Origin of the sequence: Pseudoalteromonas sp. NZS100 (assembly GCF_015864815.1) — a bacterium.
GTDB lineage: Bacteria > Pseudomonadota > Gammaproteobacteria > Enterobacterales > Alteromonadaceae > Pseudoalteromonas > Pseudoalteromonas distincta.
Genome location: NZ_JADYWM010000002.1, coordinates 126,246 through 139,252, shown reverse-complemented (window position 1 = coordinate 139,252; position 13,007 = coordinate 126,246). Strand labels below are relative to the sequence as shown.

General features: G+C 39.3%; 13 protein-coding genes. 3 read left to right on the top strand and 10 right to left on the bottom strand.

What is annotated here, in order from left to right:
* Window positions 1-25: 25 nt before the first annotated feature.
* Window positions 26-973: a carbohydrate kinase gene (locus I6E69_RS02470; RefSeq protein WP_197120564.1), complete on the top strand. Its 948-nt coding sequence runs from the start codon at window positions 26-28 to the stop codon at window positions 971-973.
* 45 nt (window positions 974-1,018) lie between these two features.
* Here the strand turns inward: I6E69_RS02470 and I6E69_RS02465 are convergent, their stop codons facing one another.
* The 3 genes from I6E69_RS02465 to I6E69_RS02455 all read right to left on the bottom strand — a co-directional run bounded on the left by I6E69_RS02465 (window position 1,019) and on the right by I6E69_RS02455 (window position 3,060).
* A complete protein-coding gene (locus I6E69_RS02465) occupies window positions 1,019-1,408 on the bottom strand; it encodes a nuclear transport factor 2 family protein (RefSeq protein WP_197120563.1) in 390 nt (129 codons plus the stop codon).
* An 82-nt stretch (window positions 1,409-1,490) separates the two neighbouring features.
* Complete coding sequence (locus I6E69_RS02460) at window positions 1,491-2,141, bottom strand: DsbA family protein (protein ID WP_182695368.1); 651 nt, start codon at window positions 2,139-2,141, stop codon at window positions 1,491-1,493.
* A 40-nt stretch (window positions 2,142-2,181) separates the two neighbouring features.
* On the bottom strand, window positions 2,182-3,060 hold the full coding sequence (locus I6E69_RS02455; RefSeq protein WP_197120562.1) for an MBL fold metallo-hydrolase: 879 nt from the start codon (window positions 3,058-3,060) through the stop codon (window positions 2,182-2,184).
* 119 nt (window positions 3,061-3,179) lie between these two features.
* Between I6E69_RS02455 and I6E69_RS02450 the strand changes: the two genes are divergently transcribed.
* Window positions 3,180-4,067: a LysR family transcriptional regulator gene (locus I6E69_RS02450; RefSeq protein WP_138490298.1), complete on the top strand. Its 888-nt coding sequence runs from the start codon at window positions 3,180-3,182 to the stop codon at window positions 4,065-4,067.
* Between the two features lie 95 nt (window positions 4,068-4,162).
* Here I6E69_RS02450 and I6E69_RS02445 read toward each other — a convergent pair whose 3' ends face one another.
* The 3 genes from I6E69_RS02445 to I6E69_RS02435 form a co-directional block, all read right to left on the bottom strand.
* Window positions 4,163-4,543, bottom strand: coding sequence for an STAS/SEC14 domain-containing protein (locus I6E69_RS02445; protein WP_002960091.1), 381 nt, complete (start codon window positions 4,541-4,543; stop codon window positions 4,163-4,165).
* A gap of 121 nt (window positions 4,544-4,664) precedes the next feature.
* The gene (locus I6E69_RS02440) at window positions 4,665-5,357 is read right to left on the bottom strand and encodes a cupin domain-containing protein (protein ID WP_182681514.1); all 693 of its coding nucleotides are present in this window, start codon (window positions 5,355-5,357) and stop codon (window positions 4,665-4,667) included.
* A 49-nt stretch (window positions 5,358-5,406) separates the two neighbouring features.
* Window positions 5,407-6,027 carry a glutathione S-transferase family protein gene (locus I6E69_RS02435; RefSeq protein ID WP_182681513.1) on the bottom strand — a complete coding sequence of 207 codons (621 nt, stop codon included), beginning with the start codon at window positions 6,025-6,027 and terminating at the stop codon, window positions 5,407-5,409.
* A 391-nt stretch (window positions 6,028-6,418) separates the two neighbouring features.
* Here I6E69_RS02435 and I6E69_RS02430 point away from each other — a divergent pair, with 391 nt between their 5' ends.
* On the top strand, window positions 6,419-6,937 hold the full coding sequence (locus tag I6E69_RS02430; protein ID WP_002960086.1) for a TetR/AcrR family transcriptional regulator: 519 nt from the start codon (window positions 6,419-6,421) through the stop codon (window positions 6,935-6,937).
* Window positions 6,938-7,019: 82 nt separating this feature from the next.
* Here the strand turns inward: I6E69_RS02430 and I6E69_RS02425 are convergent, their stop codons facing one another.
* The 4 genes from I6E69_RS02425 to I6E69_RS02410 all read right to left on the bottom strand — a co-directional run bounded on the left by I6E69_RS02425 (window position 7,020) and on the right by I6E69_RS02410 (window position 12,961).
* On the bottom strand, window positions 7,020-8,489 hold the full coding sequence (locus I6E69_RS02425) for a carbon starvation protein A (protein WP_182711730.1): 1,470 nt from the start codon (window positions 8,487-8,489) through the stop codon (window positions 7,020-7,022).
* A 259-nt stretch (window positions 8,490-8,748) separates the two neighbouring features.
* The gene (locus I6E69_RS02420) at window positions 8,749-9,666 is read right to left on the bottom strand and encodes a carbohydrate kinase (RefSeq protein ID WP_007584308.1); all 918 of its coding nucleotides are present in this window, start codon (window positions 9,664-9,666) and stop codon (window positions 8,749-8,751) included.
* 2 nt (window positions 9,667-9,668) lie between these two features.
* The gene (locus I6E69_RS02415; protein WP_197120561.1) at window positions 9,669-11,192 is read right to left on the bottom strand and encodes a mannitol dehydrogenase family protein; all 1,524 of its coding nucleotides are present in this window, start codon (window positions 11,190-11,192) and stop codon (window positions 9,669-9,671) included.
* 47 nt (window positions 11,193-11,239) lie between these two features.
* Entirely contained in the window at window positions 11,240-12,961 is a 1,722-nt protein-coding gene (locus I6E69_RS02410; RefSeq protein ID WP_004334683.1) for a cytosine permease, read from the bottom strand.
* Between the last annotated feature and the right edge of the window lie 46 nt (window positions 12,962-13,007).

Sequence of the window (13,007 nt, the reverse complement as noted above, 5' to 3'; positions counted from 1 at the left end):
TGCTAGGCTTTTTAGGATATTCCAAATGACTAAACTCCTGTGCTTAGGCGAGCTATTAATTGATATGCTGCCACAAGATGCTAATAACTCGGCCTATTTACCTATACCAGGTGGCGCGCCTGCCAATGTAGCTGTTGGCTACGCAAAACTCGGCGCAGAGGCTGCATTTTGTGGTGGTAAAGGGGACGATCATTTTGCCAATCAATTAAGTAATGCATTAGCGCAATACAATGTAAATACAGACTATTTATTTACCATTGCAGGCTCACAAACCGCCATGGTTATAGTAAGCCTTGATGAAACCGGCGAGCGTAGTTTTGGCTTTTATCGCCATAATACAGCCGATGTACTATTAACGCAGGCGCATTTAGCGCATATAAATTGGCAAGAAATAAGCACACTCCACTTTTGTTCAAACACATTAACCGAATCAGCAATTGCCAACACAACGGTTAAAGCGCTAGAACTTGCAAAAGCGAATAATAAGCTCGTCAGTTTTGATGTGAATTTACGCTACAGCTTGTGGGAAAACACAAGCGATATAGCAAGCAATGTAAAAGCCTGTTACACCTATTGTGACATAGTAAAACTCTCGCGTGATGAACTTAATTTTTTAGCCCAGCATAGCGATACAAGCGGTGAAAAATACATTCAAATGCTATTAAATACCGGAGTAAAACTGGTGTTTTTAACCGATGGGCCAGAGCCTGCCACGGTTTACCACAGCGCATTTACACTTAACGAATCGGCACCAAAAATAAACGCCGTAGATACAACAAGCGCAGGTGATGCATTTATAGCGGGGGTTTTATACTACTTAAATAACTTAGGAAGTGATTTACCACTAGCAGATAAACTAAATGATAAAGCGAGCGTAAAAGGCGCCCTGCACTTTGCTCTTAAATGTGGCTCTAAAGCGTGTTTAGCTAAAGGGGCATTTCCGGCATTACCTGTGCTGGCTGATGTACTTTAATAGACCTAATGTTTTTTAAGTTCAAATATATGCAGTAACGCGTAGTTACTGCATAGCATCAAACACCATTTTACTATCCACTATTTGTTCAAAGTGCGTTATTTTTTGATTTTTAAGCTGCCAAATATGCGCGACCCTAGCTTGCATTTTTTTACCCGTTTTAATATAAGTACCAGAGTACGTGCCATACACTACAACAGTATTATCTTGGGATAAGTAGTTTTGTGGCGTAAACGTGTAGTTATACCACTCGCTTGCAAGCTTTTGAAAAACATGTTCAGTAATGTCATTCATACCATGGTATGTACCAGCATAAGCAAAACCGTCAGCCTCTTTCCAAGTAATAGTATCACTTGCATGAGCAACTAAATTTTGCCCATTCTCTTGCGATGTTTTGCCTTCATACGTACTTTTAATTATGTCTATGTTGTTCATTTTTGCACACCCTTGCACTATAAAAAGGAAGCTCAATAAAGCTGTAATATAAACAGCTTTATTATTTAGAAATTTCATCGCACTATACTAGCGCAACTGATTGCTGTAAGTAGGTAACCCACTGCTCAGTTTTTCCATAATAATGGGCTATATCGGCTTTTTGCCACTTACCTGTGTTAAATTCAAATGCTGCACTAGGAAAACCTTGCCCATGAATATCGTGCAATAAGCCTCGGCTTTGTGCTATATGTTGATCTGTTGCACCGCCTTCTAGCGCATTAAAGTGGGTTTCAAATAAGGCCTTGTTTAAACCCAGCTCCAATGCAATATCAGTCAGTACATGCAGCTGCATAATGTTTTTACCCTGAGCATAATAAGCATGTTGAATACTATTAAGCATTTCCCCACCTGATATACCAAGCTCTTGCGCTGCCAATATAGCGGTAATAGCCGGAGCCGAGTTGAGTATAATATCGTTGGTTTTTAAAAGCCCATCAGTATAGTTACTACCAAATACCTGACCGGTTTTCTTCGCTATGACACTGTCGTTTTTAAGTGCAAATTCACGCCATGCAGGAGTTACAGGTTTGACATTATCACCTGTTAGCATACCTCCACTGTGTACTTTTACAATTAAACCATCAATATTTTCAGCAGCGGTGATCAAGGGCACGCTGCCGTAAGTCCAACCACATAAAGGGTCAACAATTATATGTAACGTTACGTTTTTCATTAATATTTCCTATCTAAATAATTGCTTAACGCAAGGGCACTTAGTGCCATTGCATCTCACCCATAACCACTTTTGAGCCCAACTCTAAAATGCTTCTTGCACCTAAATCAGGGTAAGCTTGAGTCATGATCTCTACAAATTCAGCTGAGTTTTTTGCATTTTTTGCAGCGCTATCCGCTTTATTTAAGTACCCTTTCATGAATGACACACCAGAAAGGTCTTGTTTACTGCCCTGTAAAAAGTGACCTGGAATAACAGTCTGAGGTTTTAAATTCTCGATGTTATCTAATGTTGACTGCCAAGTTTGACGCTCTGCAGCAGTGCTCGAATCGGCTAACCACACATGCATTTGATCAAATACTACAACCCCACCCAGCACTGTTTTTATAGAAGGGATCCAAAGGTAAGTATGCTTTGGATCATGCTGTAAATTTTTAATAATAATTTCTTTCCCATCTATAGTTAGGCTATTTGATAGCATTACTTCTGGCAAAATAAGTTCTTTAGGTGCATTGCTCTTTAAAATAGGCCCCCAATAATTTAACTTTCCTTGCATTGAGCGTTTAATATTCTCTACTGTTGATTTAGTCGCTAATAACTTTGCTTTTGGAAAAGCAGCTTTAATTACATCTAAACCAAAGTAAAAATCAGGGTCGCTGTGACTAATATAAACAGCTGTTAATGTTTTACCGCTCGCTTTTATTTTTTTAACCAATGCTTGTGCATCATTACGCTGAAATTGGGCATCCACTAATAACACTTCGTTATTACCACTTATAATGCTTGATGAAACAGCAAAAATACTTTTGTCTTGTGGGTTATATACATCCACAACTAATTCACTTTGCGCTAATACCGGTTGCATTAATGTGCTTGCTAATAAAGCTGTTGCTGCTAATACGTGTTTAACTTTTTTCATTCTCAGTAGCCTGTTTGTTATTTCGTTAGGATGAGGCTATTGTATGTTGCAATTTAAGAATGAAAAACTAGGCAGAATGCAACTGTCTGTTGCATAAATCGAACATATAGGCAAAGTGAATGGATAGAATTATTGCAGCTGATGTATTTATAAAAATTGTAGAGCAGAAAAGTCTAGCCGGTGCTGCCCGTGCTTTAGATATGTCTAGATCTATGGTTACACGGTATTTGAATCAAATGGAAAAGTGGGCAAATACCCAACTACTCCATCGGTCAACAAGAAAAATAACACTCACATCAGAGGGTGAAAAAGTACTTAATCACAGCCGAGAGCTCATTGCCATCGCCCAAAACATTAGTGCGCCGATAGAAAGTAATAACAGATTAAACGGGCAAATTAGGTTGTCGTGCTCGCCTTTTTTAGCACATGATGTACTACCAGATATGTTGCAACAATTCTTACACGCTCATCCCGAAGTCAGTATTGATGTACAAATTAGTAATCACGTTACAAATTTGGTAGAAGAGCGAATAGATTTAGCAATTAGAATTACCAATGACTTAGATCCTAATATAATTGCTCGCCCACTTGGGAAATGCCATTCAGTATTATGTGCAAGCCCAGAATATTTAGAAAAAAACTCTAAGCCTATAACTACGGATGACTTGAGTCGCCATAACTGTTTAAACTATTCAAGGTTTGAAAAAAGTATGTGGCATTTTTCACACCCTGAAAAACCCGTATCTGTAGCGATTGCTGGTAACTTCAGTGCTAATGATTCGAGCTTACTGTTAAAAGCTGCTCTTAATAATCAAGGAATAACTCTACAACCTAAGTTTGCTGCGCAGAAATATATAAATAATGGAAAGTTAATACATTTACTACCACACCTTAAACCACAAACTTTGAGCATATACGGTATTTACCGCTCCAGGAAACATCAGTCGCTTGCACTTCGTTCATTTATTGACAGCTTAGTAACGTATTTTGATAAAATTGATACTTAACAATAAGCGAAAACTATTAAACGTTCGCTATAAGTCCTTTATTTAAGAGTTGAAATAGCGCTTAGTAAGCGCTATTTTTTGAAAGAAGAGATTTATTATTCGTCTAACCAATCTATGGCTGCGGTAGCATTTTCAAAGTATTGAACCTCACCCGATATAAACCAGTTACCTATTTTTGCCATGCGAGCTTGCCACTCTTTATTACCGTAAATAGCTACTTTTTTAAATTCTTTAGAGTGTTTAACACCTAATTTTAAGTCATCCCAGGCTGCGCGTAGTTCCCAACCTTCAAGTTCACTACCGTCTATTAATGCATTCACAACTGGGTGCTTAACTTCGCCAAGAGCTGAGTTTATCATTGGGGTAATTATTTTGTAGTCGTCGTGAGTAAGCGTACCAACGGCTTTAAGTTTTAAAAAAAACTCTCTTCCCGCACGTTCAAGACCAATAGATAAACCATGTGTTGTGTGTACCATTACTGCTCTCCTTAAATAGGCTGAGTGGTAAAAGTACACCTTCTAAAATTAATTAGTCCTGAACTAAATCAATAAATAGTCTTGAACTAAATTAATAAATAATCTCAAATAAACGACTCAATCACACATTTTGTACGCGAGATATCTGATTTTCTACATCAGTTAAATGGCCCGTTTTAAGCCATACTTTTGCACCATTACTTCCCGCTTTAACGTTAACGGAGCTATTAATAGGCACTCTTAACCAACTGTTTTTTATAAGGGTATCGGCTTGCTCATCAAATGAGCCTTCAAGTACTAGCAGCTCTGCTCCACCTTTTGCGTTTATAATCATGCAAGCGTTAGGCTTAAAGTGCAACAAGCTTACCTCTTCAAAGTCGTCTTTGTATAAAGGGGTTACGGCAACATTTTTGAAACTAGGATGCACCGTACTTTGCATCAAGTTTGTTTGCAAACGCACGTGCGTTCGATCATCTGGTTGAAACTGCCATAACTTTACAAATATAACGCAGCCATTTTCAGATCCCGGTTTGTGCTTTGATTGCGGTGGATTACGGATATAAGAACCTGCCGCAAAGTCACCATGCTCATCTTGAAATACCCCTTCAAGCACAACAAACTCTTCACCGCCTGTATGTACATGCGGCGAAAATTCACTGCCAGGTGCATAACGAACAATGGTCGTTGCGCGAGCAACTTCGTCGCCCACTCTATCGAGCGCTCGCCTATCAACGCCCGCCATTGGCGATGCAACCCACGGGAGCGATTCGCTATGTACCACAACTCGTTTACTAAAATCGGCAGCAATTTTCATATTTGGCTCCTAAGCGTAACTTCACTTAAATTTTAAATTAATAACCTAATTAAGCTGCAACACTTGGGCGTTTTGCTACTTTTTCTTGCCATGCAACTAAATGGGTAAGCTCATTTGGGATTACTATTTGTGCAAATCCAGCAAATACCAGCCCAGCATACAATGTAATATCAGCAATACTAAACTGCTCGCCGCCAACAAACGCCGATTGCGCTAGTACATCATTAAAATAGCTAAACCCTTGGCGCGCTTTTTCGCCTTGTTTTTCACCCCAAGCCACATTTTGATATGTTTCAAGCTCAGGACCTAAGCCATCAGTTGCATGATGAAAGTAAGTTGCCACAGCGTCAAGCACCATAGATTCTGCACGCTTTTGCATCATGTTAATTACTGCACGCTCTTTTGCGGTTTCACCCATTAAAGATGGGCCTTCAAATGCGGTATCAATATACTCAGTAATAGCGGTACTTTCTGATATAAACGTGCCGTCATCTAGCTCTAATACGGGCACACCTGCTAATGGGTTTTTAGCTAAAAAGGCTTTTGTTCTGTGTTCACCATTTAATAAATCAACAGGTACAAACTCAACATTTGAAGTGGCATTTTTTTCAGCTAAAGCGATACGAACACGAAGTGGGTTTGGAAAGTTTTCTACATCATAAATTTTCATAGCAATCTCTATCTTTATTGTGTAAAAGTGAGCCAACGGTAGCAACCTACCTACTGGTAGGTAGCTTATAATATTAAACTAAATTTAAGTCAACGTTTAAATTTTTCTGATTTATAGGATTTAACTTAATTCACAATAAAATTATGGAGTTACTTAAAAATAAAAACACTTGTAAATAACTACCTACTGGTCGATAATTTTGCTGTACCAATTGCATTAAATAAGTGATCTATTATTGCGCTAAGAATATAGCGCAATGAAAAAGACGAAAATTATGACATGCAGTTGTTCTGTGTGAATAATTTTTAACGCAGTTAGTAAGTTATTTAATGCGATACAATGATCATGTTTTTAATAAAACTGGTATTACTGCAGATAGGAAATATTAAAAATGAGTAAAAAAGAAGCTTTATTGAAAGCCGCTGAAAATAAGGTGCGCCTTGGCGGGTACAGTAATTTTAGTTTTAGAGAGCTAGCCTGCGAAGTCGGCATTAAAAGCGCCAGTGTACACTACCACTTTCCGACTAAGGCCGATTTAGGTGCAGAGCTTGCTCATCAATATACTGATTCTTTTTTAGCAGCGTTAGGCGAGCCAAGCGAGCTTAAAGCAAACGGTAAAAATCCTATTGATGTGTACACACAGCTTTTTAGACGTGCATTAGTAACCGATAAAAAAATGTGTTTATGTGGTTTACTAGGAGCCGAAAGCGATAGCCTTCCAGATAAAGTACGCCTTGAAGTAAAGCGCTTTTTTAATCAAAACCTAACATGGCTTAGCGCTGCACACTTAGCTAATGGTGAGCCTAACCCCGCTCAAGCAGCTATTCAAACAGTGAGCCTGCTTGAGGGTGCTATGATGATAAGCAAAACGCTCGACGATAATAGTTACTTTGAACTTGCAACTCAGTAATACCTAAATTTAGTACACAAAAAAAGCGAGCTATTGATTACAATAGCTCGCTTTTTAATGCTTGAAATAACTTATGTGATTATTAAGCCGCTGTTGGTTTAACTTTATGCTTAGAGTGCACAATTGCTAAAACAATTAAGCCAATCACTGTTACCACAGCGCCAATAGGTTTACCTAAATCGCTTGATAAGTTAAGGCCAATTGCTGCAGTGCCAATATAAGAAACCGTTACCGCTGTTGCTATAACAGCAGGAACACTGGCAATCCAATGGAATGTGCCACGGTCAAACAAGTACTTAGTGGCAAGCCATAATACGCTTGTAGAAAGCAGCATGTTTGAAAATGCAAAGTAGCGCCAAATTAATGAGAAATCGAGCTTCGTCATAAAGTACGCTATAGCAAGTATAGGCACCGCCACTAATAAGCGATTACGTAAACTTTGTGGAATATTAAACGCATCAACAACTGTTAAACGTAGTGAGCGGAACGCTGTGTCACCAGAAGTAATTGGGAATACGGCTACTGCAATAATTGCCATTATACCGCCAAATACGCCTAAGTAACTGTTAGCTACATGGTTAACAACTAAGCCTGGACCACCTTGGTCAAGCAACGCTTTTAAGCCCGCGTAACCATCAGGGAATGCTGCAATACCAGCAAGTGCCCATACACAACCTACAATACCTTCACACATCATAGCGCCGTAATAAACTGGACGTACGTATTTTTCGTTAGTTAAACAACGCGCAATAATAGGCGCTTGAGTAGAGTGAAAACCACTAATAGCACCACAGGTAATTGTTATGAATAACAGTGGCCACGTTGGTAGTCCATCTGGGTTTGGCTCTAAAAAGTCATGTGCGTGGTCAGCTTCAAAGTAAGCTAAAAAGTCACTTGGTACCGGTAAGTGCGGCGCATTAATAAGTAATGAAATAGCAATTGCCACCGTCATTACAATCATTAGCGCACCAAAAATTGGGTAAAACTTAGTGATAATTTTATCAATTGGTAGCAAGGTAGCTAAAAAGTAATACGCTAAAATGGCAAGTACCCAAAAGGTATTATTTGCCAGTATTGTACCTTCAAAAAAATCAAGGTTACTTAGCAAACCTGCAGGGCTCATAATAAATACTACACCTACAAAAAACAGTAGCATGGCAGTAAATACAAGCATAAAGCCTTTAAATACGACGTTGTAATAATGGCCTGCGATTTCTGGTAGGCTTTTACCGTCTTCTTTTATACTCATTACACCTGAGAAGAAGTCGTGTACAGCGCCACCTAACACATTACCAAGTACAATCCATACTAGTGCAACGGGTCCGTATAAAGCACCTAAAATTGGGCCAAATATTGGACCTACGCCAGCAATGTTTAAAAACTGAATTAAAAATGCTCGTACAGGGTGAATAGCTACGTAATCAACACCTTCGCTAAAGCGTTTTTGTGGTGTGTCAGCAGTTGAATCCAAACCGGCTTGTTTTTCAACAAATGGGCTGTAAAACTTATAGCCCAGTATTAAAATAGTGAGGCAGATAAAAAAGATGATCATAAAGCACGTTTCTCTTTTTGTATTTTAGTTATAGAGCGCATTGTGTGTCGCCCCGCCTTTTCAATCCGTGAATAATCGACGAACGATAACAAAGCTTTAACCCTCAAACAATAAGACGTTTAGCTAATACAATAATCGATATAAGCCACTATTTACGCAACCTGCGCACTTAACACTCACTTATCGCCTATGTCTTATTTTAGGCACAAAAAAAGCGGTTAAACTTTTACGTATAACCGCTTTCACACACAATGTTTTTTTAAAGTGGGTTCATAAACTCACTAATTTGTTGATGCGTTAAAGTAGGTGTTGCACCAGAACTTTCGGCGACCATTGCTCCAACGGCACATGCAAAGTCAACGGCATATTGCGCGTCGTCGTTGCTACAAAGTTGATAAATTAACGAACCTAAAAACGAATCCCCTGCGCCAACAGTGTCAATTACGCTAATTAAATAACCTGAATTATAAAAATTTTCGCCTTTGATTGTTAATAAAGCACCGTGGCTGCCTTTGGTTACACATAAGTAATCGGTATTTGTTTGCTGTGCTATAAACGCTAAATTTTGTTCAAGCGAATGAAACTTACAACCCATCGCTTTTGCAATTTCGTATAGCTCTTCATCGTTTAACTTAATAAAGTCTGCTTTATTCATTAAATCTACAAGTGTTTCTAGCTTGTAATGCGGTGCACGTAGATTTACGTCAAATACTTTAAAGTTTGCTACATCAACTAGTTGATTTAACGTAGCTAAAGACGCTTCGCTTCGCCCAATTAGGCTGCCAAATACAAATACATCGCTACTTTTAACTTTACTAAGTAACTCATCGGTAAGCGCTATATTATCCCACGCAGTGTCTGCCACTATTTCATAACTTGCAGAGCCACCACTGTCGAGCGTTACCTCAACCGTGCTAGTTTTTTTATCACTATTAATAGCAATGTATTCGCAGCTTACGCCCTTGCTAGTAATTTCGCCTAGTAACTCAGCGCCTAACTCGTCGTTACCAACAGCGCTGATCATGTCGGCTTTAATGCCAAGTGAGTTAATACGCACACACATGTTAAGTGGCGCGCCACCTAAGCGTTTACCTGAATCAAAACAATCCCACAGCACTTCGCCAAAGCAGCTAACACTTACGTTTTCGCCTGATTTATGATTAATTAAAATGCTCATAATTAGTTACTCTTTTGATCAAGTACAGCCTGCATAATGGCTTTAATTTTACTATTAGGTGCATACAACGCAGCAATCGACTTTTTATATTCAGCAGTAAACGTTTCGTTATGCTCAAGCTTACCAAACAAGCTCGTTAACTTTAAAAATGCAATCGGGCTAGTTTGAGTCTCTTGCGCGTAAGAATTAAGCTCTTTGTGCATCGCATCTTGAATTTCAAGTTGCTCGCCGTTTTCACTTAAACCTTTATCGCTGTATAAACACCAAGTAGCAATAACAAGCGTTGCCAGTGATACATCGCGACCTTGTACTAGGTTTTCGTTAATTGTGGCAATTAAAAACTTAGGTAGTTTAGCTGAGCTTTCACTACATATACGCGCTAGGCTGTCTTTAATATTAGGATTAGCAAAACGCTCTATTAACGTATCTTTGTAGCTTTCAAGGTCAATGCCTTCAAGCGGTTCAAGATTTGGCGTTACTTCTTTATCCATAAAAGCACGTAGGTATGTGGCAAATAATTCATCCGATACCGTTTCGTCAATAGTGCCGTAGCCATGGATTGAACCTAATAAACCAAGTACAGAATGCCCTGCATTAAGTAAACGTATTTTCATGGTTTCATAAGGCGTTACATCAGTAACAAACTGAGCACCAACAACATCCCAATTTGGACGACCATCACTAAATGTGTCCTCTATTACCCATTGTGTAAACGACTCACAGGTAATTGGCCACTCGTCGCTAACACCATATGCATCAACCACGTAATCAATATCACTCTTTTTAGATACCGGTGTAATACGGTCAACCATCGCATTTGGAAACGATACGTTTTGCTCAATCCACTCACTTAGGTCTTTGTCTTGTTCTGTAGCAAAGGCTAAAAGCATTTTGCGTGTTACGTTACCGTTGTGCTGAATGTTATCGCACGACTGTACTGTAAACGCACCTAGGCCTTGCTCTTTACGCAATTTTAACGCAGCAGTAATGTAACCAAACGCTGTAATTGGGTCGTTCGGGTTGTTAATGTCGTTAATAATATCTGGATTACTGTAATCAAACTCGCCCGTTGCAGGGTTAAAGTTGTAACCGCCTTCGGTAATAGTAAGCGACACAATTTTAGTATCGCTGTGCGCTAGCTTATTAATTACCGCTTGTTTGTCCTCTGGAGCAAACAAAAAGTCGATCATTGAGCCAATTACTTTGTTATCTATTGTACCGTCTGGGTGTCTAACAGTAAGCGTGTAAAGGTAATCTTGCTGCTTTAAAATATCACGCAGACCACGGTTACCCTCTAAAAGGCCAACACCACATATACCCCATTGCTCAGAGCCCGGAGTTTTTAAAAGCTCGTTAACATACACTGCTTGGTGAGCACGATGAAAACCGCCCACACCAATATGTACAATACCGGCTTTAACTGCGCTACGGTCGTAGGTTGGTGTATCAACATGGCTTGGTAATTGAGCCAAGCTCTGTTGGTTTAGCCCTGTAACTAGAGCGTCAGTGTGTTGGTATTGTGTCATGGTGTGACCTTACTAAACAAAGATAAAATATAAATTACGATACTGTATTACGATGCTGTATTGAGTACTTTATGGCGCTTTAACGACCAGTACGCAGTAACAAAATAAATAACAGTACAAATAAAACAGGCTATTTCGAATTGCGATTTATTAGCGCTGTACATACTCATAGTTTCACTGAAAAACATCACTTGGCTGGCAAATATAAAAATAATAACCAACGAAACAGTAGAAACCGCGTTAAGTACTTTTGTAAATACAGAGCTGTCAATTACTGGCTTTGGAATGTCTTTAGCCTCAGCTGCTTGATATTCTTTAATATCACGTTGCTCTTGCTTTTCTGCTGCAATTTCTTGTGTGTAATCGTCACCAGCGCCGTATTTTTTAGCTAAAAGCGTGTAAACAACAATGGTGAAAATCCATGTAGGAATAAACAAGTAGTAAAACGACATTACATCAATTGCGTTTAAGCCAAAGCCAAACACAAGTGCTAACGCCCAAGATGCTATAGCCGGTACGCTGCGGGTAATATTTTTATATTTAGCCCAGTAACGTGTTAGGCCAATTTTAGGAAATAACACATGCTCAGCAAACACAATGCCGCCTACTGGTACAACTAATAAGCCTGCGTATGTAAGTAGCGGAAGCATTTGAGAAAATACAAACGGGAAACACGCAATAATTACGGTTACAACACCTACAATAGCGGTTGTGCGTTCACGTGATTGATTAACAAATATAGATTGTGCTGCAAGGCCTGCACGGTAAAGGTTTGCGTTAGCTGTAGTCCAACCGGCAATAATTACAATAACAAAACCAGTCCAACCTAATGCATGGTATGCAACATCGCCCGGATCAAGTGATGAAATAGTTGTTTTAAGTAATACCGCAACACCTGCGCCCATAATACCGGCAGAGATCCACGCTAAGTAATGACCAAAAAACATGCCCACACCAGAAAACAAACCATAGCTTTTGCGTTTAGCAAATCTAAAAATAGCCATGTCGATTAAACCAAAGTGAGTTATTGAGTTAGCAGCCCATGCAAAGCCAATCACTTCTAATAGGCCAATGCCCTTTTCACCATCGGCATTGGTGCCCGTCCATATGGAGGAGTCGCCTATGGTCATAAAGTCGCTAAAGCTAGTTAAAGAGGTAGAACCTAATACGTGATTTGAAAGCTCAGGGAATAACGCGAACGAGCCTGCAATAAATATAACAAATAGCCACGGCGCACACAGCTTTGAAAAGTCAGCAACCGTAGAAAAGCCATACATCGCAACAAATACAACAATAGAGCCAACAGCTAAAACAATGGCTACAAACCAAAAGCTATTTGGATACCAATCAAGTTGCGCAGGTATATCAAACAAAAACCGCACGGCGGTGGAGGATACCGTGATCATCGCGGCCGATATAACACTAAAAATAACCACGTTAGCCCAGTTATAGAGCTTGGTCATTGAGTTACCAGCAATTTTGTTTAAGTAGTTATATAAACTTAAGCGGGTTTCTACTGCAATGGGTGCAGTAATTAGCCACCAAGAACACATTGCTAACAGGTTACCTATTAATAAACCAAGTAGAATGTCGATGGTTGAAGCGCCTAATGCAACAAACGTTGCACCAATAACAAATTCAGTAGCCGCAACATGTTCGCCAGCGTATAGCCCTGCAAAATGCTTCCAGCCGTGAAGCTTATTATTAGCAACAGGAAGTTGCTCTTCGTTTACATCTTTAAATGTTTGTGTGTGTGGACTCGTTGCCATGGTATTTCCTATTGTTAACAGCAAAGCATTTAATACCTAAATACTT

Bases quoted from the DNA above. Each gene is read 5' to 3' on its own strand.
- I6E69_RS02460 (WP_182695368.1), bottom strand. From the start codon at position 2,141: ATGAAAAACGTAACGTTACATATAATTGTTGACCCTTTATGTGGTTGG.
- I6E69_RS02435 (WP_182681513.1), bottom strand. From the start codon at position 6,027: ATGAAAATTTATGATGTAGAAAACTTTCCAAACCCACTTCGTGTTCGT.
- I6E69_RS02465 (WP_197120563.1), bottom strand. From the start codon at position 1,408: ATGAACAACATAGACATAATTAAAAGTACGTATGAAGGCAAAACATCG.
- I6E69_RS02450 (WP_138490298.1), top strand. From the start codon at position 3,180: ATGGATAGAATTATTGCAGCTGATGTATTTATAAAAATTGTAGAGCAG.
- I6E69_RS02470 (WP_197120564.1), top strand. From the start codon at position 26: ATGACTAAACTCCTGTGCTTAGGCGAGCTATTAATTGATATGCTGCCA.
- I6E69_RS02430 (WP_002960086.1), top strand. From the start codon at position 6,419: ATGAGTAAAAAAGAAGCTTTATTGAAAGCCGCTGAAAATAAGGTGCGC.
- I6E69_RS02440 (WP_182681514.1), bottom strand. From the start codon at position 5,357: ATGAAAATTGCTGCCGATTTTAGTAAACGAGTTGTGGTACATAGCGAA.
- I6E69_RS02425 (WP_182711730.1), bottom strand. From the start codon at position 8,489: ATGATCATCTTTTTTATCTGCCTCACTATTTTAATACTGGGCTATAAG.
- I6E69_RS02410 (WP_004334683.1), bottom strand. From the start codon at position 12,961: ATGGCAACGAGTCCACACACACAAACATTTAAAGATGTAAACGAAGAG.
- I6E69_RS02455 (WP_197120562.1), bottom strand. From the start codon at position 3,060: ATGAAAAAAGTTAAACACGTATTAGCAGCAACAGCTTTATTAGCAAGC.
- I6E69_RS02420 (WP_007584308.1), bottom strand. From the start codon at position 9,666: ATGAGCATTTTAATTAATCATAAATCAGGCGAAAACGTAAGTGTTAGC.
- I6E69_RS02445 (WP_002960091.1), bottom strand. From the start codon at position 4,543: ATGGTACACACAACACATGGTTTATCTATTGGTCTTGAACGTGCGGGA.
- I6E69_RS02415 (WP_197120561.1), bottom strand. From the start codon at position 11,192: ATGACACAATACCAACACACTGACGCTCTAGTTACAGGGCTAAACCAA.